A 23,468-nucleotide genomic window follows, 5' to 3' on the forward strand; every position below is an offset into this window, starting at 1 on the left:
CAGTAAGAAAACCGGCGGTGGATGAGATGAAAAACACCATGTCCATAGCTTCCCCTCACATTGTGGAGATGCCGGTCCCGGATTCGACCGGGATTGGTCTCAAGGCCTGTCACTATGAGGAAATCCTGGAAACCAGACCGGATATCGGCTGGTTCGAGGTCCATACGGAAAATTACATGGGGGAAGGGGGACTTCCGCACCATTTCCTTGGCAGGGTCAGGGAGCAATACCCCCTGTCCATGCATGGTGTTGGATTGTCGCTTGGCAGTTCAGAAGGGCTGGATCCGGATCATCTTGAGCGTGTCAGACGGGCTGTCGAGAGGTACAGACCCGGCCTGGTGTCGGAACATGTGTCTTTCAGCACCGTGGAGGGGTGTTTTCTCAATGATCTTTTGCCGCTTCCCTATACCGAAGAGGCGCTGGAGGTAATTTGCCGCAATATAGGGCATCTGCAGGATGTGCTTGGCCGGCCTGTGCTGGTGGAAAACCCGTCCATTTATCTCGAATATAATCTCAGCAGAATAGCGGAGCCTGAATTTCTCAATGAAATCTGCCAGCGGACCGGTTGCGGTCTTCTGCTGGACGTCAACAATATTTTTGTCAGTTGCTGGAACAATGGCGGCGATCCGGAACACTATATCCGTCAGATTGTTCCGGGCCATGTGGGCGAATATCATCTTGCCGGCCATGCGGAAAAAAAATGGCGTGACCGGGTCATTCGCATCGATGATCACGGCAGCAATATATGTGACGAGGTATGGCGGCTTTATGATTTTGCTCTTCACCAGATCGGCGCCCGGCCGACGCTCATTGAGTGGGACTGCAATATTCCCTCGCTGATGACCCTGCTGCAGGAGGCGGGCCGGGCGGACAAGGCCCTTTCACCAGGACAGGAGGCGCTGGTATGAAACTGGCTCGCCTCCAGCTCAAATTCAGGGGTTTTCTGCTTGAAGGGGATGCCGCGCCGCTGACACGCCACATCCGGAACCGGGATCATCATGCGGAGGAACGTTTGATGATTCATCACAACAACTGCCTGATCACGCTGGAGGAGGTCCTGGCGGCTAACTTTCCGGTGTTATGCCGGCTTGTCGGGCGCCCTTTTTTCCGGCAACTGGCCCGGAGCTATATACGGGAACATCCACCGCAAACACCGGTTCTTGCGGAATATGGACAATATCTTCCCGACTTTATCGCCGGCCGCCGCGAACTGGCAAGCCATGCCTATCTGCAGGATATGGCGCGACTGGAGGTCGCCTGGAACCGGACCTTGCACGGCCGGGATGAAAAACCACAGGAACCGGCGGATCTTGAGAAAGTTGACCTTGCCGAGCCGGATCAGCTGCTTTTCCGGTTCCTGCCTTCTCTGGAGCTTGTGACCAGCCGCTTTCCCCTGTTGCGCATCTGGAATGCGAACCGGGATCCAGTTGCCGAGGCCGACGAAATCAGTCTGGATGAGGGACCGGACCATATCATTCTGAGCCGGCCTGAATGGCGCGTACATGCCCTCAGTGTCGAGCCTTGGGTGTTTGAACTGGTTCGCTTGCTGAGGGAGGGGGAAAGCCTGGGGCGGGCGGTATCCTCGACAGTAGCGCTTTTCGGTAATTTCCAGTTGCCGGAGGCGCTGGCAGTGATTTTCAGCAACCGGCTGGTGACAGATATTTTCAAGGAAAGGAAAAAGTGATGAAAACCGGGCAGCTGCAACAATTGCGGACCATCCATGACCGGACCGCCGGGATGTTTCAGAACATTCCTGAAAGCCTGTATCTACTGCTCGGCAGACTGGGGATGGCCGGCATTTTCTGGCGTTCGGGCATGACCAAAATCACTTTTGAAAGTGATGTGGCCCATTTCTCCTTCGCCCAACTCGGCGCGGTCATCAGTCTGGACTGGTCGGTTTCCGACTTCACTTATATTCTGTTTGAAAATGACTATGCCCTGCCGTTTCTGTCACCTGAACTTGCGGCCCATTTGGCCATATTGGCGGAGCTTACTCTTCCGATTCTGCTTGTTCTGGGTGTTTTGACCCGCTTTTCCGCACTGGCCATACTGGGAATGACCCTTGTCATTCAGCTGTTTGTCTATCCCCATCTCTGGCCTGACCACAGTTTGTGGGCGGCAGTGCTTTTACTGCTGGTGGCGCGGGGGGGTGGGGCCTGGTCGCTGGATCGCCTGGTTGGCGGGATGCTGAGACGCTAGTTGCCCTCTGTTTCGCCCCGCATGGCGCTGATCAGGGCCTCGAAAGGCAGGGTGACGCACTTGTGGCGGCTTTTATGTTCGGTCACCGGGGCAAAAATCGACAGTTCCTGCCATTTTTCCACAGGCCAGTCCGTCTCTTTCAGCGCCCCGCTTTCCAGTCCCTGTACCAGAAGGTCCTGGATATGCGTCAGGCTTTCCGCCGTCTCGCCCGGGGCTTTTTCCGCCAGCAGGGAGGCATTGGCCTGGCACAGCACGCAAGCCCTGGTTTCATGACCGAACAAGGCCAGTCTCTCACCTTCCATTTTCAGATGTACAGTGATTCTATCGCCGCACAGGGGATTATGAAGGGTGTAACTGGATTCCGACTCAGCGGGTCTGCCGTGCCCGGATGCCCGGGCGGCCTGTTGCAGGATAGCTTTCTGGTAGAGCTGATCGATCATCCTGTCTGCCTAAATGATCGCAATTCCGATGTCCAGCATTTTTAAAACCGCAGAAATTCACAAATGAATACCGATTTTTTCCGGTTTCTCTTGATCTCGGGGGGCTTGTAAAAGTATGTAAGAGCGGAGCCTTTCCTGATCAGGGAAAATTGGGATAAATCTATGGGAAGTGTAGTAAGTCAAATGGTAAGAACCCTCGCGCAAGGCATGGTCAAGAATTTTCTCGGCCATTCCCCGGAATGGTACAAGCTGACCATTATCGGTTTTTTGATACTTAATCCATTGTTATATTTTGTTCTCGGTGATCAGATCGGTCCCTATGCGGTCGGCTGGATTCTGGTGCTGGAGTTTATTTTTACGCTGGCGATGGCATTGAAATGCTATCCGCTTCTGCCGGGGGGGCTGCTGGCCCTGGAGGCCCTGTTCATGGGGCTCACCACGCCGGGCGGGGTGTATTACGAACTGAAGCATGGCCTTGAGGTGATTTTGCTTCTGGTCTTCATGGTGGCCGGCATCTACTTCATGCAAAGCCTGCTGCTTTTCACCTTTACAAAGATACTTCTGAAGGTCCGTTCCAAAGTGGTTCTGTCCCTTCTGTTCTCTTTTGTTGCGGCATTTCTTTCGGCATTCCTGGATGCGCTGACCGTGACGGCGGTGATCATCACTGTGGCCGTTGGTTTCTATTCCATCTATCATAAGGTGGCGTCTGGAAAGCATTTCCATCATGAACATGACCACTCCACTGACGACACGGTGGAGGAGTTGCACCGGTCTGACCTGGAACAGTTCCGGGCCTTCCTGCGCAGCCTGATGATGCACGCGGCCGTGGGTACGGCACTGGGTGGGGTTTGTACCATCGTGGGTGAACCTCAAAATCTGATCATCGGCGGTGTAGCTGGCTGGGACTTTATTGAATTCGCCATTCGCATGGCACCGGTAACCGTGCCCGTACTCTTCAGCGGACTGATTACCTGCGTCCTGCTGGAGAAAACGGGTATTTTCGGATACGGTGTCAAACTGCCGGAAAAAGTGCTTCATATTCTTCAGGATTTTGATGCCGAACAGACTGCAAAGCGTACCAACAGCGAAAAGGCAGCACTGATTGCCCAGGCCATAGTTGCCCTCTGGCTGGTCATTGGCCTGATGTTGCATCTTGCTGCAGTGGGCCTGATCGGTCTTTCCGTTATTGTTCTGCTGACGGCCCTGAATGGTGTGACAGAGGAACATCAGATCGGCAAATCCTTTGAAGAGGGACTGCCCTTTACTGCTCTTCTGGTGGTTTTCTTTGCCATTGTGTCTGTGATTAACGATCAGGGACTGTTTAAGCCGGTTATCAACTTTGTGCTTCATCTTGAAGATACGAAACAGATAGCAGGCTTTTATATAGCCAACGGGGTTTTGTCCGCCATCAGTGACAACGTCTTCGTGGCAACCGTCTATATTGGTGAAGTGCGCGATGCCCTGGTCAACGGCCTGATTGAACGGGATACCTTTGACCTGATGGCTGTGGCTATCAACACCGGGACCAATATTCCCAGTGTGGCTACACCTAACGGTCAGGCAGCATTCCTGTTCCTGCTCACCTCCGCGCTGGCGCCTCTGATCCGCCTCTCCTACGTGCGGATGGTGATCATGGCGCTGCCCTATACAATCGTGATGTCCATTGTTGGGTTGCTTGCGGTTATGTATCTCCTGACGCCTGCAACCAACCATATGTATGATAATCATATGATAACACATCATAGCGTTGCAGAGATCAATGGACAGGGGGAGGATCACTGATCCCGAATGGGCCGGTAAAAAGTCCAAAAAACAATTGAAAATACAAGTAAAAGGCAGGGTTTCCGTAATCCTGCCTTTTCTTTAGGTGTTTATAATATTTTTAAACCTATGGTTGGCCTTTCTATTAATACGTGCTATTATTACAATTATTGAATTGAGAGTAATGTCCAAATTACCATTTGGGGAAAGCATACACGGGAAGTAGGTGCGATGGAGTCAAGTGCTGCAGTTGGTGCGCAGGTAGGACTGGAAGAAAGCAACGGTTATGCCGGGGAAAAATCCGAGGAACAATCCGAGGAACAAAAAGCGCAGAAAATTCAGAATAATTCGGAACCTTTTGAAGAGGTGAACGGGGCTGTCAAATGGTTTGATGCCGTTAAGGGCTATGGTTTCCTGGATGCGGCTGATACCAAAGGCGATATTCTGATTCATTTTTCAATTTTGAAAGAGCTGGGGCGTAGATCCCTGCCAGAGGGCTGTACGGTCAAGTGTCTGTCCGCAGACCGGCCAAAAGGCCGTCAGGCAGTGAAAATCCTTGAATACGACCTGTCCACAGCCGTGGAGAAGGCTGATAATCCGGCCTCCCGCATTGACGAGAATATTGACATCAGCAAGCTTGAGTTTGTTGACGTGACGGTCAAATGGTTTAACCGTGTGCGGGGCTACGGCTTCGTCAACCGTGGTGATGGCGGTCAGGATATCTTCATCCATATGGAGATTCTGCGTCATTTTGGCATGGATCACCTGGTTCCGGGCCAGACGGTACAGGTTGCCATAGACGAGGGCGACCGTGGTCTCATGGTCAAGGCGATAAAGTCATCATGAGGTTCCTTGGTCTTGCCTTTTAATTGCCGGAATTTTCTGACATCCTGACAATAGAAGGGATGCCGGATGAGTGAGAAATTTTTTCCTGTCATACAGAGACAAAAAGGCCGTTGGCCGCCAGTTGCATGCAACTGGCGGGCTTGGCACCTGTTGTGTTTGCTTTTTCTGCTGGTCTGCCCGCCTTTTTCGGCTTCCGCATATGATTTTGGAAATATACGGGAAGCACAATCTCTGGTTGTGGTTTCTGACGCCGGGAAAGCCATCGAGTTCACGGTGGAAGTGGCGGCGACACCGTCGCACAGGGCCCAGGGGCTAATGTATCGGGAATCAATCCCGGAAACCCACGGCATGCTTTTCCTGTTTGACCGGGTGGAGCCGGTGGCCATGTGGATGAAGAATACCTTCATCTCGCTGGATATGTTGTTTGTGGATGAAAATGGCAAAATCGTCCATATCGCGAAATCGACCACGCCAATGTCGCTGTCACGTATTTCCTCCCGTTACCCGGTCAAGGCTGTTCTTGAAATCAGGGGAGGTCTCTCCGAAAAGCTGGGAATTGAGGCCGGCAACAGGCTGGTTCATGCCGCCTTTACCGGGCCGAATATGCCGTAAAGCCCCTGGCGACCCGGGTGCATTCATCTAAAAATCGGGAAACTACTGAAAAAAGCTTGCCCTTGCCGGGGTGATCAAGTATGAACCCGCAAGGCAGTTTCCGGGCTTTTCAGGTCGCGGGGCTGCATTTGACCCGGGGAGTGGCGCAGTCTGGTAGCGCATCTGGTTTGGGACCAGAGGGTCGCAGGTTCGAATCCTGTCTCCCCGACCATCTTTTTCTCAAAATCTTTGCAAAATCGCGGGAGAAGTCTCTCCAAAGCCGCTACGGATGATTTTCTTCTTTTCCTTCCGGGGGCTTTGCGATAAACAACTGTGAATGATTTAGCGAATGGTGACAGGTGATCAGATGACAGTACGTATCTATAAACCGGCTAAAAACGCCATGCAGTCCGGGATGAGAAGAACCGGTAATTGGGTGCTGGAATTCAGCCCCGAGCAGCACAAACACCTTGACCCGCTGATGGGCTGGACCGGTTCCGGTGACATGCACGGCCAGGTCAGGCTGAAATTCGACAGCCGCGAGCATGCGGTGGCCTATGCTGAAAAGCACGGTCTTGACTATCAGGTGATCGAGCCCCACGTGCGCAAGCCGCGCATCAAGTCCTATGCGGATGCTTTCGCCTACAAGGGATGATCTGCAAAGACACAGGCTCCGTAGCTCAGCTGGATAGAGCAACTGACTTCTAATCAGTAGGTCGCAGGTTCGAATCCTGCCGGAGTCGCCATCTTTATCAAAGCCCTCCTGTCGCCGGGAGGGCTTTTTGCATCTAACCGCTTTCATCAACCGAAAAATTCATATTTTCTCCTGTTCAAATAAACCGGGGGCTATGCTAAAACGTATGTGTTACGAATAATTTCAACTGGATGGGCAAAATGACAAAATTTAAACTGAACGGGGAATCCCGCACCTTTGATGGTGACGGGGAAATGCCGCTTCTGTGGTATCTCAGGGACGAAGCCGGGCTGACCGGCACAAAATTCAGCTGTGGTGTGGGCCAGTGCGGCGCCTGCACGGTGCATATCGGCGGCGAGGCCGTGCGCAGCTGTCTGACTTTCATGGGAGACCTGGAAGGCGAGAACGTCACCACCATTGAGGGCCTGTCCGAAAAAGGCGATCATCCGCTCCAGAAAGCCTGGGATGAGCATAATGTGCCCCAGTGCGGTTACTGCCAGTCCGGCCAGATCATGCAGGCTGCGGCCCTGCTCAGGGAAAATCCGAATCCCAGCGATGACGAGATCATCGAAGGCATGAACGGCAACCTCTGCCGTTGCGGCACCTATCAGCGGATTCGCAAAGCCATCAAATCAGTAGCGGGGGGAGCATCAAAATGAACCAGATCACGCGACGTTCCATCCTCAAGGGCGCTGCCGCCGGCAGCCTTGTCCTGACCGCCACCACTGGCGGTTTCAGCATGACGAAGGTTTTCGCCGGGGAAGATAAAAACCTTTCCCCCAATCTGTTTGTGGTCATCGAACCCGACGGCACAGTGCTGATTACCGCCCATCGCTCCGAAATGGGGCAGGGCAGTAAAACCGGCCTGCCGCAGATTGTCGCCGACGAACTGGGCGCAGACTGGTCCCGGGTGAAAATCATACAGGCCGACGGGGACGAAAGGCTGGGCGACCAGAATACGGACGGCTCCCGCTCCGTACGCTGGAACTATACCCGCATGCGGGAAATGGGCGCCATGGGCCGCCTGATGATGCAGCGCGCAGCGGCCCGGGAATGGGGTGTCGAGGCAAGCGCCGTCAAGGTGGCGAAGCACAGCCTTACCCATGGCAAGAAGAAGATGGATTTCGGTGAAGCGGCAAGCCTTGCGGCCAATGATCCGGTGCCCGCGGCGGAAGAGCTGACCTTCAAGTCGGAGAAGGATTTTACCTATATCGGCAAGCCGGTGAAGATTGTCGACCTGGAAGATATGGTGACCGGCAAGGCCATGTACGGTCAGGATATGAAAATTGACGGCATGCTTTATGCCCAGATTTCCCGTCCGCCGGTGCAGGGCGGAAAGGTGAAGTCCTTTAATGCCGCCGCCGCCCTCAAGGTTAAGGGCGTGGTTAAAGTGATCGAGATGCCTGGCGTGCAGGTGCCGACCATGTTCAACCCGGTCGGTGGTGTCGCCGTGCTGGCCAACAGCACCTGGGCGGCCATGAAGGGGCGCGAGGCGCTGGAAATCGAGTGGGATAATGGCGGGGCTTCTCATATAAGCAGTGCCGACCTGCAGAAGGAAATGCTGGAAACCGCGAAACAGCCTGGCAGCTTCACAGGCCGTCACGACGGCGATGTGGACAAGGCGCTTGCGGCGGCAGACCGGGTCATTGAAGCCGACTACCAGATGCCTTATTACGCCCATGCGCCCATGGAGCCCCCTGCGGCGCTGGCCAATGTTTCCGAGAAGAGCGCGGAAGTCTGGGCCTGTGTGCAGGATCCCCAGTCCGTTCAGCAGGTTGTCGCCGGTACACTCGGTTTCATGACCACCGACAAGGACGGAAAGCCAACACCGGATAAATCAAAAGTCACGGTTCATGTGACTTTGCTCGGCGGTGCCTTCGGCCGGAAATCAAAAGGTGATTTCTGTGCGGAGGCTGCCTGGCTGTCGCGTCAGACCGGCAAACCGGTGAAAGTGGTCTGGAGCCGGGAAGATGACATTCGCCATGACTATTATCATGCCATCAGTGCCCAACATATGAAGGCGGGTCTGGACAAGGATGGAAAAGTTACGGCCTGGAACCATAACACCGTGTTCCCGTCGATCCTGTCCATTTTCAATCCGGCGGCAGACCAGCCGTCACCGTTTGAAATGGGCATGGGGCAAGTGGACCTGCCCTATAATTTCCCGAATATCCGGATGACCTGCGGCAAGGCAAAAACCAATCTGCGTATCGGTTGGGTCCGCTCCGTGGCCAATATCCATCACGGATTTGCTGTTGCCTCCTTCCTTGATGAAGTGGCTCATGCGGCTGGCCGGGACCCGAAAGAATTTCTGCTGGACTATCTGTCCCCGGACCGGACCATTCCGGTGGATGATTTCATCGCCAAATTCAATTACGGGGAAAGCGGCAAGGATTATCCGTTCGAAACTGCCCGGCTGAAAAATGTACTCAAGCTCGCCGCTGACGGTGCCGGCTGGGGACGCAAGATGCCCAAGGGTCATGGTTTGGGCCTTGCCTGCCATTACAGCTTCCTGACCCATATCGGTGTGGTGGTGGAAGCCTCGGTCAAGGACGGCAAACTGTCTGTTCCCAAAGTGGATATTGCCATCGACTGTGGTCGCTATATCAACCCGGACCGGGTGAAATCGCAAATGGAAGGGGCCGTGATCTTTGCCCTGTCCCATGCACTTTATTCGGAAATCACCACGGAAGGCGGGGAAGTACAGCAGAGCAACTTCCATGATTATCATCTTACCCGCATGGATATGGCGCCGGAGGTCACTGTGCATCTGGTGGATAGCAAGGACAAGCCGCGCGGGGTGGGTGAGCCTGGTGTGCCGCCGGTAACTGCCGCGCTCTGCAACGCCATCTTCGCCGCCACCGGCAAGCGCATCCGCAAGCTGCCGCTGGGTGAGCAGCTGGAAAGCTAAATTGCATTAATCGGAGGAGCCGTAGAGCTCCTCCGGTGATTTTTCCACCACGGCAATTTCTTCAAGGCCCTCTTCAGTGACTTCTGTATAGAAACAGGTCCGTCGCCCGGTATGGCAGGCCACACCCTTTTGGTCGACCAGCAGCAACAGCGTATCGCCATCACAGTCGATGCGGAAATTCTTGAGCGTCTGCACCTGGCCCGAGCTTTCCCCCTTACGCCACAATCCTTTCCGGGAACGGGAATAATAGCAGACCCGGCCTGTGCTCAGGGTCTCGCTGACCGCCTCCCGGTTCATCCAGGCCATCATCAGCACTTCACCCGTGTCATGCTGCTGGGCAATGGCGGGCACAAGGCCGGCGTCATTGAAGGTGATGGCTGTAAGGGTCTTCTCGATAATGTTGACGGAGAGGGGAAAGGTCATGGGCGGTTACCGGTTTCTAAAGTCAATAAATTTCAATTCTGCCAGGTTCAATTAGGCTGCGGGGCTTGAATTTGGTTGCGTATCAGGCCACTATTACCTAAATGTTATGCCATAACAATACAAGAACGGCCACAAATGACTCAAGCAGCACATAAGCACGACCACGATAAATGTATAGAGCAGGCCCTGCAGACGGCGCGGGATATCTGTGATCAGCGGGAAACGCGCTTTACGCCGCTGCGCCGCAATGTGCTGGAACTGGTCTGGCGCGGCCATAAACCGGTGACCGCTTATGAGCTTCTGGATCTGTTGAGCAATGAAGGCAAGAAAAGGGTGGCGCCGCCGACCGTCTACCGGGCGCTCGATTTCCTGATTGAGGAAGGCCTTGTGCACCGTCTTGAATCCCTCAATGCCTTTATCGGCTGCCCGGACCCGAGCCACCGGCACCAGGGGCATTTCCTGATCTGCCGGGAATGCCGTACGGTCCGGGAAGTCAACGACAAAAGCCTCCATACCAAGATTTCCAGAGTGGCGGACGACAATGGCTACAGCTGCGAACACAGCATGCTTGAAATCATGGGGCTCTGCGACCGCTGCAGCTGACCGGGAACCCCTATGAACGTCCTTCTTGAACTGAAAGACATTACCAAAAGCTTCGGCAACCGGCTGGTTCTGCAGAATGTGAGTCTCAGCGTCGGGGAGCGGGAAATTGTCACCCTGATCGGTCCGAACGGGGCGGGCAAAAGTACCCTGATGAAGATCGCCCTGGGACTGACGGCACCCGATGCGGGGCTCGTGCTGCGCAAAAAGGGGCTGGTTGTCGGCTATATGCCTCAGAAACTTTCCATCGACGATACCCTGCCGTTGCAGGTGGAGGATTTTCTGATGCTGCGCCCGGGGGTGAGTACGCGCGAGGTGGATGAAATTCTCGAGGTGGTGCGGCTTACACATTTCCGCAAAAGCCCGGTGCAGATGCTGTCTGGCGGCGAAATGCAGCGGCTGCTCATGGGCCGGGCGCTGCTCGGCAGCCCGAAACTCCTGGTGCTGGATGAGCCGGTGCAGGGGATCGATATCACCGGGCAGGAGGAAATTTACCGCCTGATCAAGCAGACCCGGGAGGAAAGGGGCTGCAGCGTGCTGATGATTTCCCATGATCTTCATATGGTCATGTCGTCCACCGATCGGGTGGTCTGCCTCAATCAGCATATTTGCTGCCAGGGGGCGCCGGAGTCTGTGCGCGACAATCCCGACTATCATGCTCTGTTTACCGGTGGCGCTGAAAATATCGCCATGTATACCCACCAGCATGATCATCATCATGATGCTCAGGGCAATATCATCCCCGGCTCCCACGACGAGGGCTGCGATCATGATTGACAGCTTTATCCTTTATGCTCTGGCGGCGGGAATATTGGTGGCGGTGGCTGCCGGGCCGCTGGGCTGTTTTCTGGTCTGGCGACGCATGGCCTATTTTGGCGATACGGTGGCCCATTCCGCCCTGATGGGGGTGGCGCTGGGATTTGCTTTCGGGACCACGAGCCCGGTTGTCATGATCATAGTCTGTGCGGCAGTCGCCCTGTTTCTGCTGGTATTACAGCGGGACCGCAGCCTGTCTTCGGATACACTTCTGGGTATTCTGGCCCATAGTGCGCTGTCCATTGGACTGATCATGATCGCCCTGCAGGAAAGTGTGCGTCAGAACATGATGTTTTATCTGATCGGCGACATTCTTGCTATTGATGCGGTTGATATCTATCGGCTTTCGGCTATGTGTCTGGCGGTTCTTGTCATCATGGCCCTGATCTGGAGAGACCTGCTTTCATCAACGGTGCATGAAGATCTTGCCCGGGTGGAAGGTGTGCCTGTGATGCGGACCAAAGTCATCTACATGCTTCTGATCGCGTCGCTGGTTGCGCTGTCCCTGAAAGTGACAGGGGTGCTGCTGGTGACCGCGCTGATGATTATCCCGGCTGCCGGGGCGCGCAATCTGGCCCGTACACCGGGAATTATGGTGGCGCTGGCGGTTGCGATCGGCGTTCTGTCAGTGACCAGCGGTGTGGTCATTTCCTCCAACTGGGATGTGCCGACAGGCCCGGCAATTGTGTTGTCGGCGACGCTGGTATTTGTTCTGACCAGAATTCTCTACCTGAAACGGGCCTGAGGCCGCTTCGGGACTATTTGCCGATCCGGGCAAAGCCTTTTTCAAGATCGGTGATCAGGTCCTTCGGGTTTTCAAGTCCCACATGAAGCCGGACGAGCGGTCCCGGCGCCTGCCAGCTCACCGCGGTACGGTTCTTGTCGAGGCCGTGGGCGGGAAGGATCAGGCTCTCGTAACCGCCCCAGCTAAAGCCCATTTTGAACAACTCCATATTGTCCAGCATGGGGGTGAGGGCGCTTTCCCGGTAACCGTCTTTCATGACAAAGGAAAACAGGCCGCAACTGCCGAGGAAATCCCTTTTCCAGAATTCATGGCCGGGGCAGCTTTCCAGGGCCGGGTGGCGCACATGATCCACTTCCGGTCTGTCCTTCAGCCAGTTGGCAACTTCAAGGGCATTCTCCTGGTGCTGTTTCAGGCGCAGCCCCATGGTCCGAAGGCCGCGCAGGCCGAGATAGACATCATCCGGTCCGGCGCAATAGCCAAGCTGCAGGCTCATTTCCCGAAGCTGGACCCAGCATTTTTCGTTGGCTGTCGCCGTACCCAGCATGGCGTCGGAATGGCCGACAATATATTTTGTTGCGGCCTGGATTGAGACGTCTACGCCGTGCTCAAAAGGTTTGAAAAAGAGCGGTGTGCCCCAGGTATTGTCCAGCATGACAATGGCATCCCGTGCGTGGGCCGCTTTGGCAATGGCGGGGATGTCCTGGACCTCCATGGTCAGGGAACAGGGGCTTTCCACAAAGACAATTTTGGTAGTGTCCCGGATCAGGTCACTGATGCCGGCCCCGACCAACGGATCGTAATAGGTGGTTTCCACCCCCATCCGTTTCAGGATCGTATCGCAGAAGGTGCGGGTCGGTTCATAAGCGCCGTCTACCATCAGCACATGATCGCCGCTTTCAAGAAAGGACAGCATCGCTCCCGTCACAGCGGCCAGGCCACTGGGATAAAGCGCACAACCGGCACCGCCTTCCAGTTCGCACATGGCGTCCTGCAGGGCAAAATGAGTTGGCGTGCCGCGTCGACCGTAATACAGGCTGCCCTTTGCCCGGTTGCGGATGGCATTCTGCATGTCGGCGACGGTATCGAAAATAACGGTGGAGGCATGATAGACGGGCGGATTGACGACACCGCCTGTCCATTCCCTGCGGCGGCCCGCTTCAACCAGTCTGGTTTCCTTTTTCATGGTCTCTGGCTTTCTGGTTCAGGCCGGATGCACAGGGGTGTCTGGATGGGAGCCCCATTCGCTCCATGATCCGTCATACAGGGCATATTGATGATTGCCGATCATGGACAGGGCCAGGCACAGTACGGCGGCTGTCCCGCCCGACCCACAGGTGGTCACGATCGGCTTCTGCAGGTCCACACCTGCGTCTTTGAAAGCTTTCGCCATTTCCTCGGAGGTGCGGTAAGTGCCATCCTCGTTAAATAGTTTCTCATAGGGCAGGTTGAGACTGCCGGGGATATGCCCCGATTTCATGCCGGGCCGCGGCTCTTCGGATTCCGCATTAAAGCGTGCGGCACTGCGGGCATCCACCACCTGTTCCCGTTTGCTGTCGATGTTTTTCATCATCTGGTCCAGTTCTCGCACAAGTGTGGCGTTAAAGCGGGCGGTGAAGTGACGCGGACCGGGCACGGGGGGAATATCCTCAATAGGTTTTCCCTCGGCGCGCCATTTCTGAAAACCGCCGTCCAATACGGCAACATCCCGGTGACCGAAGGCCTTCAGCATGAACCAGACCCTGGCAGCAGAGCGGATATCGCTGTTGTCATAGACCACAATCCGCATGCCGTCGCCGAGGCCAAGGCCACGCATGCGGCTCGACATTTTTTCAGGGCTCGGCAGCATATGCGGCAGCGGGCTGTCCGTATCACAGATTTCTTCCTGATCGAAAAAGACCGCGCCTGGAATATGGGCTTCTTCATACTCTGTTTTGCCGTTCCGCTTTGCCCACGGCAGATGCCACGAAGCGTCCACCACCCGCACATCCGGCGCTTCCAGATGCTGCAGAAGCCAGTCGGTACTTACCAGGGCGTTTTTTTCGTCGATCATTTATCTATCCTTGTCTGGTTGCCTCTTCCGTCTGCGATCAGAGCCAGTCGGGACAGGGCAGTCCTTTTTCCTTCAGAAAAGCGGGATTAAACAGCTTGCTTTGATAGCGTGTGCCATTGTCACACAGTACCGTGGCAATGGTATGCCCCGGCCCCAATTCCTTTGCCAGCCTGATTGCCGCAGCGACATTGACGCCGCTTGATGAGCCGAGGCACAGGCCCTCGTGCTTGAGAAGATCAAAGATGACCTTCAGAGCCTCTGCATCGGGAATTTGATAGGCATCATCCACATCGACGCCCTCCAGATTGGCGGTAATGCGTCCCTGGCCGATTCCTTCGGTAATGGAAGAGCCTTCCGCTTTCAGTTCGCCATGTTTGTAATAGTTGAAGAGCGCTGCGCCCATGGGGTCGGCAAGGACGATTTTCACATCCTTGTTACGCTCTTTCAGTGCCATGGACACACCGCCGAGTGTACCGCCGCTACCGACCGCACAGGTGAAGGCATCCACGGTGCCGTCAGTCTGGTCCCAGATTTCCGGGCCGGTGCCGTAAAGATGGGCGTCCCGGTTGGCGGTGTTGTCAAACTGGTTGGCCCAGATGGCGCCATTGGGGGAGTCTGCGGCAATTTCCTCTGCCAGCCGGCCTGAATATTTTACATAGTTGTTGGGGTCCTTGTAGGGAACAGCCGGTACAAGCCTGAGATCGCACCCGCACAGTTTCAGCATGTCCTTTTTTTCCTGGGACTGGGTTTCCGGCATGACGATGACGGTTTTATAACCCAAAGCATTTCCGACGAGGGCAAGGCCGATACCTGTATTGCCTGCTGTTCCTTCAACAATAGTGCCGCCTGGTTTCAGAAGGCCCTTTTTTTCTGCATCCCGGATGATGTAAAGGGCAGCTCGGTCCTTGATCGAGCCACCCGGATTGAGAAACTCAGCCTTGCCCAGAATGGTGCAGCCGGTTTCTTCGGAAGCCTTCTTCAGTTTGATAATAGGGGTATTGCCGATTACCCCGACGAAGCCGTCTCGGATATCCATTGTCGAACCTTAATTCTTTATCTTATTGTCCTATAGATAAGCCCCGGCTTCGCTTGCCGCAAGAGTTAAGATGCAAGTTTTCTCGGCTCTGCCCGCAGGATCACCTCGGTTCGAAGGTGTGAAATCCCCACCAGTGCGGAAAGTTTGCCGTACAGGCGTTCCTGGAGCCAGTCGTCAAGATCCTCGGTATAGATGTCCACGGCAGTCTGGCCGTCGACAAACTGGCTGGCTTTCAGAAGGCTGGGACAGAGCCCCGCCCGCTCAAAAACGGCAAGGATCCGGGGAAGGGTCCCGGGGTGATTGTCTGCAGTCAGGGAAAAATGGACAGTGGGATATAAATAATTTACACGCGACGTCATGTTGCGTTCTCCTGTAACGAGTGAGTTTCTGAAAATGATGCGCCCGAACGGGCTCTTCCCGGTTTTACGCGAAAACCGGGCTCATAATTCGTGAAATACACATTCGTTTCAGGCAAAAATGTTTCATGGCTTTGATCTTTAGGGAAAAGAGGGTATTAAGTCAATAAATCTTTGCAAGGGCCCAACGCCCGAAGATCCTGTGAATAAAGGACGGTTGAAATGTCAAAAGAAGTCTATCAGGGCCTGTCCCAGCTTGGTGGAAGCGCTAAACTTCCGGAAAACCCCGAGGATGCCGTTCTGGAAAAGGTGAAGAATCCGCGGCCGGGATCTGCCTATTTTGTCAGGTTTACCTGCCCCGAGTTTACCTCCCTCTGTCCGGTGACAGGCCAGCCCGATTTTGCGCATCTGGTTATTGATTATGTGCCGGCGGAATATCTGGTGGAAAGCAAATCACTCAAGCTGTTTCTCCATTCCTTTCGCAATCATGCGGGCTTTCACGAGGACTGTACGGTGGGAATTGCGGAACGGCTTGTGGAGGAACTGAAACCGGTATGGTTGCGCATTGGCGGATACTGGTATCCCCGCGGCGGCATCCCCATTGATGTGTTTTTTCAGACTGGTGAGCCACCGAAAGGTGTGTGGGTTCCGGACCAGGGCGTGCCGACCTATCGCGGAAGGGGTTAAAATAGGCGTAAATGCAGGTATTGATTGAAGTTTCCTTAACGTTAAGGTAAGGTCCGGTTTCCGATAGTGTCATAAATAATAAAATTTTAACAACACTGTCGACAACAGGATGGTTGGTAGTATGAATCCGAGTACCGAAGAAAAGGCTTTGATCAAAGAAGCCCTTGAAACTTGTGCCTGCCTTGGATTGCGAAAAGCATCCCGCGCGGTTACAAGGCGTTTTGACACAATTCTTGACCCAAGCTCTCTCCGATCGACACAGGTTGTTATCCTCCTTGAACTGGCGGACAAGGGTACCATGACCTTGAGCCAGCTTGCAGATTCCCTGTTTATGGAAAAGTCGTCCATGTCCAGAATGGTGAAAGCCATGGCCGACAGAGGCTATATTTCCATCCAGTATTCCGGTGGAAAGAGATATGCTTCCTATACGCTTGAGGCGGAAGGTCTCGAGGCGATCCGTAATGTGGTGCCTTACTGGATGGAGGCGCAGGAGGAATTTATGCAAGCCCTTGGAGACAAGAACTGGAAAGATATCCGTGAGGCCCTCCTGAGTGTCGCACGGACCATGTCCGACAAGTCCTGACAGGTTTCAGGCAATCCCAAGTATCTTGTGAGTTTGCAGGCTGATACGCCATTTCGGGTGGCGTCTGCAGTAGCCCACAACCTTTTTCGTATTTTCCTGCCGGATTTTTTCCGCGTCCGGACCGATGCCGTCCATGGGCTGCAGGAAGAAATACTCGAAATCGAGATGGGATACATCCCCGGGCGGTAGGTCAGGCTGGGGATAGACCAGTTTCAGTTCATGTCCGCTTGTCTGCACCAGTTTGTCCAGCCGTTTCGGGCTGACGCAGATCCAGTCCAGTTCAGCCGGGGCGGGCAGGGTGCCGTTGGTTTCCACCGCCACTTCAAAGCCTTGCTTATGGAATGCCTCGATCAGTGATTGGTCCAGCTGCAGAAGCGGTTCTCCGCCGGTACAGACAATATATGGAATACCCGAGCCGTCGCTTTCATTGTCCCATACGGTACGGGCCGCAAGCGCCAGTTTTTCCGGTGTGGAAAATTTTCCGCCGCCGGGACCGCCGGTGCCGACAAAATCGGTGTCACAGAAAGTGCATTCCGCCGAGGCGCGGTCCTGTTCCCGCCCGCTCCACAGATTGCAGCCCGCAAAGCGGCAAAAGACGGCAGCTCGCCCGGCCTGGGCGCCTTCTCCCTGAAGGGTATAAAACAGTTCCTTGACGGTATAAGTCATGTTGCGTTTCAGTCTTGATAAGCCACGGGGTCAACCCCGCCGGCTTCGGCAAAACCCTTGAGGCGCAGCTGGCAGGCATCACAATGTCCGCACGACCGTCCCTCGCTGTCCGGATCATAACAGCTTATGGTCAGGCTGTAATCCACCCCGAGCGACTGGCCGGTTTCGATGATCTGTGCCTTGGTCAGGTCAATAAGCGGTGTATGGATGGTCATATGCTTGTGGTCTTGCGTACCCGCTTTGGTGGCCAGGTTGGCCATGGTCTCGTAGGCCTTGATAAATTCAGGCCGACAGTCGGGGTAGCCGCTGTAATCCAGGGCGTTGACGCCGATGAAAATATCGTTGGCGCCCAGCACTTCGGCCCAGCCCAGTGCATAGGAGAGGAAGATTGTGTTGCGTGCCGGGACATAGGTTACCGGAATATCCGTACTCATGTCTTCATGACTGCGGTCCTTGGGTACCGGGATATTATCGGTCAGGGCGGATCCGCCAAAGGCGCCGATATCTATATTGGCGATCACATGGTTTTTGATTCCCATCCTGTCTGCAATCCGCTTGGCTGCCTCCAGTTCGATGGTATGCCGTTGGCCATAGCTGAAGCTAAGGCCGTAAACATCGAAACCTTCCTGTTTGGCGACGGCCACACAGGTGGAGGAATCGAGCCCGCCGCTGAGCAGGACGACAGCTTTTTTTGACTCTGAATTGGGCTCGGACATCTGCTTGTTTCTCCTTGTAACCGGCTTCACATAACCCAAAACGCGCTTCAGGGCCAGAAAGATTCCGCATGACGGCTATGCTGGTTCAGGGTAATCCTTTGTTTGACCACCCGGATGACACCTGAGATAATATAAAAAAGAGCAGTATAGAGGACCACCAATGCCACTTTCCAGCCCAGCTCCGCGCAAACACCTGCATACCAGAACCATCACCTACACCGGCTTCGAGCGGGAGGATGGCCTTTGGGATATTGAGGGACATATGACCGACTGCAAAACCTATGGCTTTGACAACAAATGGCGCGGGGAAATCAAGGCAGGTGAGCCGGTGCATGAAATGTGGGTGCGCCTGACCCTTGATGATCACTTTGTCATTCAGGATATCGAAGCCGTGACTGACAACAGCCCGTTTGAAATGTGCCCTGCCATTGTCTCATCCTATAAAAAACTGGTGGGGATCAGGATCGGGGCCGGCTGGCGCAAGCAGATCAGGGAGCGGGTCGGAGGTGTGGAGGGCTGCACCCATATTACCGAACTTCTTTACCCCCTCGGCACGGCCGCCATGCAGACCATGACACCGGGGTTGATGAAAAAGGCGGAAGAGGCGGGCGAGGACCTGAGCCGTCCAAAACGCCGTCCGCCTATTCTGAACACCTGCCATGCCTGGGCGACGACCTCACCGGCGGTGAAGGAGTTTCTGCCGGAGTTTTACGAGGGGGAGGACTAGCGGTTATTCCTCTTCGTCGCCAATCCGGTTCTGATCCAGTCGCTTGTTTTCAAGCTCAGAGGTCTTGTGGGAAGTATCCTTTTCCGCCTTTGTGCGGCCGAATTTGGCGCGATTTTCTTCCGCCTGTTTTTCTTTTATAGCCCGGGCGAGTTTTTTCTTTGCCTTGCTGAAGCTGATCACATTATCCATCGGAGGACCCCTTTTTTAGGAGCGCACTATATCATAATGAAGGGCAGGGTCCAGAGATGTCTTTGGACAATAAAAAGGGCCCGGCCTTTAACAGGCGGACCCTTTTGATATTGGCTCCCCGAGCAGGACTCGAACCTGCGACAAATAGATTAACAGTCTACTGCTCTACCAACTGAGCTATCGGGGATCATCGAAAGTGTCGGTCAATTGAGCCGACGCGCACCTTATACATATAGAAAAAAGCTCTGCCAACAGAAAAATTCAAAAAAATGCAATCAGAATCGCTGACACTAATCGTCTGGCAGAATGCCGGAAAGTCGAAGAATTTGCCGCTTTTTTTAACTAATTGTTTATTGATCTCTAATATATTGATTAACGCAGGTTAACCATAACCTTTTGTATTTAAAGGGCATATCGAAAACCTGCTGTTTTATGGCTTGCAGACGTTGACTGTAGTGTACTGAAATGCCTGGGCTTAAATAGTCTCGCCGGAGTTTTTGAGGATTAGTATTTTCGAACATATTTCGGTCATTTTTATCACATACCAGTGAGGGTTCTCGGGTGTAAGGGAACAATTGTGAGGGTTTTTGAGAATGGATTTAATGTCATTGGACGCTGAGTATGTACAGGACGCTGAGTATGTACAGATTGAGTGGCTCGACCAGAAAATCGGTATTATGCGGGTTTATGATGCACCGGTAACCGCAACCCAGATCGCCGGAGGAATTCCATACATCTTTTTCACAGTTGTTCAAATCACCGAAGAGGGAGATGCCTTGCTGAAAGGGGCCCTCGAGTTTCCCATGAAAGCCCTGAAACAAATCATCCGTTTCGCCCGGGAAAACACCGACTGGGATATACTGCGCTGGGAGCGGCCGTCAGTTGGGTATGATGTTTTTCTCAAAATTCGGGAAAACGGAGTCGACGGCTGTAAGATGATCAAGAAATTCTATGACATGGCGGCCGATCAAGATTGCCAGAAAGAATACACCGGTGCCGAACAGGTTATGCTCTCTGTAGCCTGAAGTCCTTGGCTGACCATACAAAACCGTAAAATTGGGAATGGAGGTGCGGACCGGAATCGAACCGGTGTACACGGATTTGCAATCCGCTGCGTAGCCACTCCGCCACCGCACCAAAGGTGTGTCGACTTTTATTTCCATTGATCTGCAAAAGCAAGAGCTTTTTACATACCCGCCTTTTTGCCGACGGCCCGATTTTTTCCTGTTTTTCACGGACCATCGGTGAAATAATGAAACTCGTCGACAAGATCAGTTCTCTTGTCGAGAGAATATTGTCAATCGCGCCACAAGACTATATATAGACATCAAATCTATCCAGAGAACATCAGGTCGGAATAATTAGGAACGTTTCACATGACCAATTCAGCCCAGGCCAGAAGCAGCATGATCGAGGGCCAGCTTCGCCCCAACAATATTAACGATGAGAGAGTGATCGAGGCCATTTCTTCCGTGAATCGGGAAAAATTTGTACCCAAGGCCTTTGCCGGTGTCGCCTACGTGGACGAGGATATCCGTGTGGCGGATGGTCGCTATCTGATGGAGCCGATGGTTTTCGCCAGACTGCTTAGTGAAGCCCATGTGCGGCCAACAGACCTGGTTCTCGATATTGCTTGTGGAACCGGTTATTCCTCTGCGGTTCTGGGACGCCTCGCGGAGGCCGTTGTAGCACTTGAGGAAAACGAAGAACTTGTAAGTGCCGCGACAGCCACTCTTGCTGAGGAAGCCTGCGATAATGTGGCCGTGGTAAAGGGTGATATAACTGCCGGACTTGCAAAACAGGGCCCTTATGACCTTATTTTTATTAACGGCATGGTTGATGAGGTGCCGGAAGCCCTTCTGGAACAACTTTCGGAGGAGGGGCGCCTTGTTTGCGTTCTTAACGTGGGCGGCGTCGGAAAAGCTTCACTGATTACGTATAAGGACAAGGTACGGGGGGTGCGCACGCTGTTTGATGCCGCGATCCCACCGCTGGCGGCTTTTACTTCAAAGGCCGCATTCAGCTTTTAACGTTTTGTGTCCAGGTTTTTTTTAGGGGACACAATAATTTGTCAAGATTTGTCGGGTAGTGAGGGGCAAACATTACTTGATGGGGACAGGGGAAAAATCCCCACACACCAGGGAAAGAAAAAATGAAACGAACGTTATGCGGAGTTGCTTTATCTGCCCTGACATGCCTGAGTATGTCTGTTTCAGTCAATGCGGAAACTCTTGAGGAAGTGCTGGCCCAGGCCTATATGGGCAATCCGGTGCTTGAGGCCCAGAGAGCATCGCTACGGGCGACTGACGAAAATATAAACCAGGCCAGATCCGGCTGGTTGCCGAGCATTACGGCGAATGGCAGTGTCAGTTACCAGGATACCCAGACCGACAGTCTTTTTGGCCGCAGTGGGTCCATCTATCCGAAGGCTGCCAACGTTACCCTGCAACAGAATATCTTTACTGGTTTCCAGACCGTCAATAATACGAAGCGGGCGCGCAACGAGGTCGAAGCTGCCCGCCAGACTCTGCTTGATACAGAGCAGTCGGTATTGCTGGAAGCGGTAGCCGCCTATGTCGACGTAAAGCGGGATGAAGCAGTACTGGCGCTGACAAAGAATAATGTCATGGTGCTGCAGCGTCAGCTCGAGGCCAGTGAAGACCGGTTCCGGGTCGGGGAGATCACCCGCACCGATGTGGCCCAGTCCAAGGCTCGCCTGTCCGGCGCGACAACTGAACGTATTCAGGCGGAAGCCAATCTGGCCGCTAGCCGTGCTGCATTTATGCGGATTGTCGGCGATGCGCCTGCGACACTTGAAGACATCGAGAATTTGCCGCCTCTTCCGGCATCAGAAGAAGCCGCACTGGAGATGGCCCTCCGCTATTCGCCAACCCTCAACTCCGCCAAATATGTGGAAGAGGCCGCGCGATATAATGTGAAAAGCCAGTATGGCGGATTGAGCCCTACAGTCTCTGTCGAAGCCAGCTACAGCAAATCATGGGACGCCAGCACGGTTTCTTCCGAAGTAACCTCCAAGGAAGTGGTTGCCCGCGTGAGGGTGCCGCTTTATCAGAGTGGTGCGCAGTCGTCCCGGATACGCCAGGCCAAGCAACAGGAAAGCCAGCGTCGTCTCGAAGTCATAGCAGCGGAGCGCCAGGTTCGGGAAAATGTGCAGAACGCCTGGGAAGGTTATCGCGAGGCGACGGCCCGGATCGAATCAACCCGGTCCCAGGTGGAAGCCAATGAAATCGCCCTCGACGGTGTTCGTCAGGAAGCGGAGGTCGGGTCCAGGACTACGCTTGACGTTCTGGATGCAGAACAGGAACTTCTGACGTCCAGGGTGGAACATGTTCGTTCCCGTCGCGACCAGATTATTACCGCTTTCAGATTATTGCAGGCCATGGGTAAATTGACGGCGCGTGATCTTCAACTGGAAGCCAGCTATTATGACTCCCGTAAAAATACTGATCGGGTGGATGACAAGTTTTACGGTTTTGGTGCTGACAGCGACTAGGTTGTCAGCCTGACCGGAAATCACCGGATGACTGCCGGCAGGTTCATCACGCCTGTCGGCAGTTTTTGTATAAAGAAGGGTGAAAAAACCTTGATAATTGGCCATAATTCAATAAAGGTGTACAGTTACAAGGGAAATAAACATCCTGATGCGGGAAAACGGGGAGCATCGGACAGCTCCGAAATCGAGTGAGACTATAATAAAATGAGCGAAACGGACGGCCAAGAAGAACCAAGTATGGAGGAGATCCTCGCTTCGATTCGCCGGATTATTTCGGAGGACGAGGAGGAGGAAAAACCGGCAGAAGAGGCTGCTGCTCCCGAACCGGAGCAGGAATCTGAACCGGAGCCTGAACCCGAGCCGGAACCGGAATCAGAACCAGAAGCGGAATTCGAGCCTGAAGCTGAGCCCGAGGTAGAGGAAGAGGAAGAGGTTCTGGAACTTACCGAACTTGTGGAAGAGGAAGGTGAGGATATTGAACTTGAGATTGAGGATGAGCCGGAACCTGAACCTGAACCAGAACCAGAACCCGAACCCGAGCCTGAACCGGTTTCCGGGGGACTGGATATTGATGATGTGGACCCGGCCGCCGGTGACGAAGTCCTGATGTCCGAAGAGCCCTCCATGGCTTCCATGGAACAGTTCAGTCAGTTGTCCGCACTTCTAACCACTGGATATCAGGGATCAGGCAATACCCTTGAGGACCTTGTCAGGGAACTGCTGAAACCTATGCTGAGAAGCTGGCTTGACGATAATCTCCCGCCGATTGTCGAACGTATGGTGGCCAAGGAAATCGCGCGACTGGCCAGAACCAAAAAACCTTGAGGCAATGATCCCATGATTGGGGTGGATTTTTAGAATAAGGCCGACTATTTTAGCCGCGGTCAGAAAAGGCAGAAGGGCCCGGGAGGCTCTTCT

General features: G+C 54.0%; 28 protein-coding genes and 4 tRNA genes. 21 read left to right on the forward strand and 11 right to left on the reverse strand.

The genetic code is table 11. From position 1 onward, the window contains the following. Positions 1 to 38 precede the first annotated feature (38 nt). From ACN0YD_RS05235 to ACN0YD_RS05245, 3 genes are read left to right on the forward strand one after another with little or no spacing between them, the layout of a single operon-like run. On the forward strand, positions 39 to 908 hold the full coding sequence (locus ACN0YD_RS05235; protein WP_417317594.1) for a DUF692 domain-containing protein: 870 nt from the start codon (positions 39 to 41) through the stop codon (positions 906 to 908). After that, the gene (locus ACN0YD_RS05240) at positions 905 to 1,684 is read left to right on the forward strand and encodes a putative DNA-binding domain-containing protein (protein ID WP_417317595.1); all 780 of its coding nucleotides are present in this window, start codon (positions 905 to 907) and stop codon (positions 1,682 to 1,684) included. Before ACN0YD_RS05235 ends, ACN0YD_RS05240 begins: the two co-directional genes overlap by 4 nt. After that, complete coding sequence (locus tag ACN0YD_RS05245; protein ID WP_417317596.1) at positions 1,684 to 2,199, forward strand: DoxX family protein; 516 nt, start codon at positions 1,684 to 1,686, stop codon at positions 2,197 to 2,199. Before ACN0YD_RS05240 ends, ACN0YD_RS05245 begins: the two co-directional genes overlap by 1 nt. On the opposite strand, the gene ACN0YD_RS05250 is transcribed toward ACN0YD_RS05245, so the two are convergent. Beyond that, positions 2,196 to 2,639 carry an iron-sulfur cluster assembly scaffold protein gene (locus ACN0YD_RS05250; protein WP_417317597.1) on the reverse strand — a complete coding sequence of 148 codons (444 nt, stop codon included), beginning with the start codon at positions 2,637 to 2,639 and terminating at the stop codon, positions 2,196 to 2,198. The two genes, ACN0YD_RS05245 and ACN0YD_RS05250, sit on opposite strands and share 4 nt — an antisense overlap. A 183-nt stretch (positions 2,640 to 2,822) precedes the next feature. Between ACN0YD_RS05250 and nhaB the strand changes: the two genes are divergently transcribed. The 8 genes from nhaB (at position 2,823) to ACN0YD_RS05290 (ending at position 9,442) form a co-directional block, all read left to right on the forward strand. Beyond that, positions 2,823 to 4,421, forward strand: a complete 1,599-nt coding sequence (gene nhaB, locus ACN0YD_RS05255) for a sodium/proton antiporter NhaB (RefSeq protein WP_417317598.1) — start codon at positions 2,823 to 2,825, stop codon at positions 4,419 to 4,421. 210 nt (positions 4,422 to 4,631) lie between these two features. Further along, positions 4,632 to 5,246, forward strand: coding sequence for a cold-shock protein (locus ACN0YD_RS05260; protein ID WP_417317599.1), 615 nt, complete (start codon positions 4,632 to 4,634; stop codon positions 5,244 to 5,246). 237 nt (positions 5,247 to 5,483) lie between these two features. Continuing rightward, positions 5,484 to 5,858, forward strand: coding sequence for a DUF192 domain-containing protein (locus ACN0YD_RS05265; protein WP_417317600.1), 375 nt, complete (start codon positions 5,484 to 5,486; stop codon positions 5,856 to 5,858). A 134-nt stretch (positions 5,859 to 5,992) separates the two neighbouring features. Further along, positions 5,993 to 6,069: transfer RNA gene (locus tag ACN0YD_RS05270), tRNA-Pro, on the forward strand. 135 nt (positions 6,070 to 6,204) lie between these two features. Next, entirely contained in the window at positions 6,205 to 6,492 is a 288-nt protein-coding gene (locus ACN0YD_RS05275; protein WP_417318851.1) for an ETC complex I subunit, read from the forward strand. A gap of 14 nt (positions 6,493 to 6,506) precedes the next feature. Then, positions 6,507 to 6,583: transfer RNA gene (locus ACN0YD_RS05280), tRNA-Arg, on the forward strand. A gap of 148 nt (positions 6,584 to 6,731) precedes the next feature. Then, on the forward strand, positions 6,732 to 7,190 hold the full coding sequence (locus ACN0YD_RS05285) for a (2Fe-2S)-binding protein (protein ID WP_417317601.1): 459 nt from the start codon (positions 6,732 to 6,734) through the stop codon (positions 7,188 to 7,190). After that, positions 7,187 to 9,442, forward strand: a complete 2,256-nt coding sequence (locus ACN0YD_RS05290; protein ID WP_417317602.1) for a molybdopterin cofactor-binding domain-containing protein — start codon at positions 7,187 to 7,189, stop codon at positions 9,440 to 9,442. The genes ACN0YD_RS05285 and ACN0YD_RS05290 overlap by 4 nt, the downstream gene beginning before the upstream one ends. A gap of 6 nt (positions 9,443 to 9,448) precedes the next feature. Here ACN0YD_RS05290 and hisI read toward each other — a convergent pair whose 3' ends face one another. Then, entirely contained in the window at positions 9,449 to 9,865 is a 417-nt protein-coding gene (hisI, locus tag ACN0YD_RS05295) for a phosphoribosyl-AMP cyclohydrolase (RefSeq protein WP_417317603.1), read from the reverse strand. Positions 9,866 to 10,000: 135 nt separating this feature from the next. On the opposite strand from hisI, the gene ACN0YD_RS05300 reads away from it, so the two are divergent. From ACN0YD_RS05300 to ACN0YD_RS05310, 3 genes are read left to right on the forward strand one after another with little or no spacing between them, the layout of a single operon-like run. Further along, on the forward strand, positions 10,001 to 10,468 hold the full coding sequence (locus ACN0YD_RS05300; protein ID WP_417317604.1) for a Fur family transcriptional regulator: 468 nt from the start codon (positions 10,001 to 10,003) through the stop codon (positions 10,466 to 10,468). Positions 10,469 to 10,480: 12 nt separating this feature from the next. Further along, a complete protein-coding gene (gene znuC / locus ACN0YD_RS05305) occupies positions 10,481 to 11,242 on the forward strand; it encodes a zinc ABC transporter ATP-binding protein ZnuC (protein ID WP_417317605.1) in 762 nt (253 codons plus the stop codon). Beyond that, positions 11,235 to 12,026, forward strand: a complete 792-nt coding sequence (locus ACN0YD_RS05310; protein ID WP_417317606.1) for an iron chelate uptake ABC transporter family permease subunit — start codon at positions 11,235 to 11,237, stop codon at positions 12,024 to 12,026. Before znuC ends, ACN0YD_RS05310 begins: the two co-directional genes overlap by 8 nt. Positions 12,027 to 12,039: 13 nt before the next feature. Here ACN0YD_RS05310 and ACN0YD_RS05315 read toward each other — a convergent pair whose 3' ends face one another. The 4 genes from ACN0YD_RS05315 to ACN0YD_RS05330 form a co-directional block, all read right to left on the reverse strand. Continuing rightward, the gene (locus ACN0YD_RS05315; protein WP_417317607.1) at positions 12,040 to 13,209 is read right to left on the reverse strand and encodes a cystathionine beta-lyase; all 1,170 of its coding nucleotides are present in this window, start codon (positions 13,207 to 13,209) and stop codon (positions 12,040 to 12,042) included. A gap of 18 nt (positions 13,210 to 13,227) precedes the next feature. Continuing rightward, entirely contained in the window at positions 13,228 to 14,076 is an 849-nt protein-coding gene (gene sseA, locus ACN0YD_RS05320) for a 3-mercaptopyruvate sulfurtransferase (protein ID WP_417317608.1), read from the reverse strand. 37 nt (positions 14,077 to 14,113) lie between these two features. Then, positions 14,114 to 15,112: a cysteine synthase A gene (locus ACN0YD_RS05325; protein ID WP_417317609.1), complete on the reverse strand. Its 999-nt coding sequence runs from the start codon at positions 15,110 to 15,112 to the stop codon at positions 14,114 to 14,116. Positions 15,113 to 15,177: 65 nt separating this feature from the next. Beyond that, entirely contained in the window at positions 15,178 to 15,471 is a 294-nt protein-coding gene (locus tag ACN0YD_RS05330; RefSeq protein ID WP_417317610.1) for a hypothetical protein, read from the reverse strand. A gap of 219 nt (positions 15,472 to 15,690) precedes the next feature. Here ACN0YD_RS05330 and queF point away from each other — a divergent pair, with 219 nt between their 5' ends. Further along, positions 15,691 to 16,155 (forward strand): preQ(1) synthase, encoded by a 465-nt coding sequence (gene queF / locus ACN0YD_RS05335; RefSeq protein ID WP_417317611.1) that lies wholly within the window; start codon positions 15,691 to 15,693, stop codon positions 16,153 to 16,155. Positions 16,156 to 16,276: 121 nt separating this feature from the next. Next, a complete protein-coding gene (locus tag ACN0YD_RS05340; RefSeq protein WP_417317612.1) occupies positions 16,277 to 16,738 on the forward strand; it encodes a MarR family winged helix-turn-helix transcriptional regulator in 462 nt (153 codons plus the stop codon). A gap of 6 nt (positions 16,739 to 16,744) precedes the next feature. On the opposite strand, the gene queE is transcribed toward ACN0YD_RS05340, so the two are convergent. Together queE and queC are read right to left on the reverse strand one after the other, a co-directional pair. Then, positions 16,745 to 17,404, reverse strand: coding sequence for a 7-carboxy-7-deazaguanine synthase (gene queE, locus ACN0YD_RS05345; protein ID WP_417317613.1), 660 nt, complete (start codon positions 17,402 to 17,404; stop codon positions 16,745 to 16,747). Between the two features lie 8 nt (positions 17,405 to 17,412). After that, positions 17,413 to 18,120: a 7-cyano-7-deazaguanine synthase QueC gene (queC, locus tag ACN0YD_RS05350; protein WP_417317614.1), complete on the reverse strand. Its 708-nt coding sequence runs from the start codon at positions 18,118 to 18,120 to the stop codon at positions 17,413 to 17,415. A 160-nt stretch (positions 18,121 to 18,280) separates the two neighbouring features. On the opposite strand from queC, the gene ACN0YD_RS05355 reads away from it, so the two are divergent. Next, a complete protein-coding gene (locus tag ACN0YD_RS05355) occupies positions 18,281 to 18,847 on the forward strand; it encodes a DUF2889 domain-containing protein (protein ID WP_417317615.1) in 567 nt (188 codons plus the stop codon). Between the two features lie 3 nt (positions 18,848 to 18,850). On the opposite strand, the gene ACN0YD_RS05360 is transcribed toward ACN0YD_RS05355, so the two are convergent. Together ACN0YD_RS05360 and ACN0YD_RS05365 are read right to left on the reverse strand one after the other, a co-directional pair. Continuing rightward, positions 18,851 to 19,036 (reverse strand): DUF4169 family protein, encoded by a 186-nt coding sequence (locus ACN0YD_RS05360; RefSeq protein WP_417317616.1) that lies wholly within the window; start codon positions 19,034 to 19,036, stop codon positions 18,851 to 18,853. Positions 19,037 to 19,147: 111 nt separating this feature from the next. Next, positions 19,148 to 19,223: transfer RNA gene (locus ACN0YD_RS05365), tRNA-Asn, on the reverse strand. A 415-nt stretch (positions 19,224 to 19,638) separates the two neighbouring features. Here ACN0YD_RS05365 and ACN0YD_RS05370 point away from each other — a divergent pair. Beyond that, on the forward strand, positions 19,639 to 20,061 hold the full coding sequence (locus tag ACN0YD_RS05370) for a hypothetical protein (protein ID WP_417317617.1): 423 nt from the start codon (positions 19,639 to 19,641) through the stop codon (positions 20,059 to 20,061). A 38-nt stretch (positions 20,062 to 20,099) separates the two neighbouring features. Here the strand turns inward: ACN0YD_RS05370 and ACN0YD_RS05375 are convergent. Then, a tRNA-Cys gene (locus ACN0YD_RS05375) sits at positions 20,100 to 20,173 on the reverse strand. Positions 20,174 to 20,412: 239 nt separating this feature from the next. On the opposite strand from ACN0YD_RS05375, the gene ACN0YD_RS05380 reads away from it, so the two are divergent. From ACN0YD_RS05380 to ACN0YD_RS05390, 3 genes are all read left to right on the forward strand, one after another. Next, on the forward strand, positions 20,413 to 21,066 hold the full coding sequence (locus tag ACN0YD_RS05380) for a protein-L-isoaspartate O-methyltransferase family protein (protein ID WP_417317618.1): 654 nt from the start codon (positions 20,413 to 20,415) through the stop codon (positions 21,064 to 21,066). 122 nt (positions 21,067 to 21,188) lie between these two features. Then, positions 21,189 to 22,550, forward strand: coding sequence for a TolC family outer membrane protein (locus tag ACN0YD_RS05385; protein ID WP_417317619.1), 1,362 nt, complete (start codon positions 21,189 to 21,191; stop codon positions 22,548 to 22,550). A 204-nt stretch (positions 22,551 to 22,754) separates the two neighbouring features. Further along, the gene (locus tag ACN0YD_RS05390) at positions 22,755 to 23,375 is read left to right on the forward strand and encodes a DUF2497 domain-containing protein (protein WP_417317620.1); all 621 of its coding nucleotides are present in this window, start codon (positions 22,755 to 22,757) and stop codon (positions 23,373 to 23,375) included. Positions 23,376 to 23,468 lie beyond the last annotated feature (93 nt).

This window comes from Emcibacter sp. (assembly GCF_048269205.1).
Classification (GTDB): Bacteria; Pseudomonadota; Alphaproteobacteria; order Sphingomonadales; family Emcibacteraceae; genus Emcibacter.

Coding starts and splice junctions, on each gene's coding strand:
- ACN0YD_RS05235 (WP_417317594.1), top strand. CDS start 39: ATGTCCATAGCTTCCCCTCACATTGTGGAGATGCCGGTCCCGGATTCG.
- ACN0YD_RS05240 (WP_417317595.1), top strand. CDS start 905: ATGAAACTGGCTCGCCTCCAGCTCAAATTCAGGGGTTTTCTGCTTGAA.
- ACN0YD_RS05245 (WP_417317596.1), top strand. CDS start 1,684: ATGAAAACCGGGCAGCTGCAACAATTGCGGACCATCCATGACCGGACC.
- ACN0YD_RS05250 (WP_417317597.1), bottom strand. CDS start 2,639: ATGATCGATCAGCTCTACCAGAAAGCTATCCTGCAACAGGCCGCCCGG.
- nhaB (WP_417317598.1), top strand. CDS start 2,823: ATGGTAAGAACCCTCGCGCAAGGCATGGTCAAGAATTTTCTCGGCCAT.
- ACN0YD_RS05260 (WP_417317599.1), top strand. CDS start 4,632: ATGGAGTCAAGTGCTGCAGTTGGTGCGCAGGTAGGACTGGAAGAAAGC.
- ACN0YD_RS05275 (WP_417318851.1), top strand. CDS start 6,205: ATGACAGTACGTATCTATAAACCGGCTAAAAACGCCATGCAGTCCGGG.
- ACN0YD_RS05285 (WP_417317601.1), top strand. CDS start 6,732: ATGACAAAATTTAAACTGAACGGGGAATCCCGCACCTTTGATGGTGAC.
- ACN0YD_RS05290 (WP_417317602.1), top strand. CDS start 7,187: ATGAACCAGATCACGCGACGTTCCATCCTCAAGGGCGCTGCCGCCGGC.
- hisI (WP_417317603.1), bottom strand. CDS start 9,865: ATGACCTTTCCCCTCTCCGTCAACATTATCGAGAAGACCCTTACAGCC.
- ACN0YD_RS05300 (WP_417317604.1), top strand. CDS start 10,001: ATGACTCAAGCAGCACATAAGCACGACCACGATAAATGTATAGAGCAG.
- znuC (WP_417317605.1), top strand. CDS start 10,481: ATGAACGTCCTTCTTGAACTGAAAGACATTACCAAAAGCTTCGGCAAC.
- ACN0YD_RS05310 (WP_417317606.1), top strand. CDS start 11,235: ATGATTGACAGCTTTATCCTTTATGCTCTGGCGGCGGGAATATTGGTG.
- ACN0YD_RS05315 (WP_417317607.1), bottom strand. CDS start 13,209: ATGAAAAAGGAAACCAGACTGGTTGAAGCGGGCCGCCGCAGGGAATGG.
- sseA (WP_417317608.1), bottom strand. CDS start 14,076: ATGATCGACGAAAAAAACGCCCTGGTAAGTACCGACTGGCTTCTGCAG.
- ACN0YD_RS05325 (WP_417317609.1), bottom strand. CDS start 15,112: ATGGATATCCGAGACGGCTTCGTCGGGGTAATCGGCAATACCCCTATT.
- ACN0YD_RS05330 (WP_417317610.1), bottom strand. CDS start 15,471: ATGACGTCGCGTGTAAATTATTTATATCCCACTGTCCATTTTTCCCTG.
- queF (WP_417317611.1), top strand. CDS start 15,691: ATGTCAAAAGAAGTCTATCAGGGCCTGTCCCAGCTTGGTGGAAGCGCT.
- ACN0YD_RS05340 (WP_417317612.1), top strand. CDS start 16,277: ATGAATCCGAGTACCGAAGAAAAGGCTTTGATCAAAGAAGCCCTTGAA.
- queE (WP_417317613.1), bottom strand. CDS start 17,404: ATGACTTATACCGTCAAGGAACTGTTTTATACCCTTCAGGGAGAAGGC.
- queC (WP_417317614.1), bottom strand. CDS start 18,120: ATGTCCGAGCCCAATTCAGAGTCAAAAAAAGCTGTCGTCCTGCTCAGC.
- ACN0YD_RS05355 (WP_417317615.1), top strand. CDS start 18,281: ATGCCACTTTCCAGCCCAGCTCCGCGCAAACACCTGCATACCAGAACC.
- ACN0YD_RS05360 (WP_417317616.1), bottom strand. CDS start 19,036: ATGGATAATGTGATCAGCTTCAGCAAGGCAAAGAAAAAACTCGCCCGG.
- ACN0YD_RS05370 (WP_417317617.1), top strand. CDS start 19,639: ATGTCATTGGACGCTGAGTATGTACAGGACGCTGAGTATGTACAGATT.
- ACN0YD_RS05380 (WP_417317618.1), top strand. CDS start 20,413: ATGACCAATTCAGCCCAGGCCAGAAGCAGCATGATCGAGGGCCAGCTT.
- ACN0YD_RS05385 (WP_417317619.1), top strand. CDS start 21,189: ATGAAACGAACGTTATGCGGAGTTGCTTTATCTGCCCTGACATGCCTG.
- ACN0YD_RS05390 (WP_417317620.1), top strand. CDS start 22,755: ATGAGCGAAACGGACGGCCAAGAAGAACCAAGTATGGAGGAGATCCTC.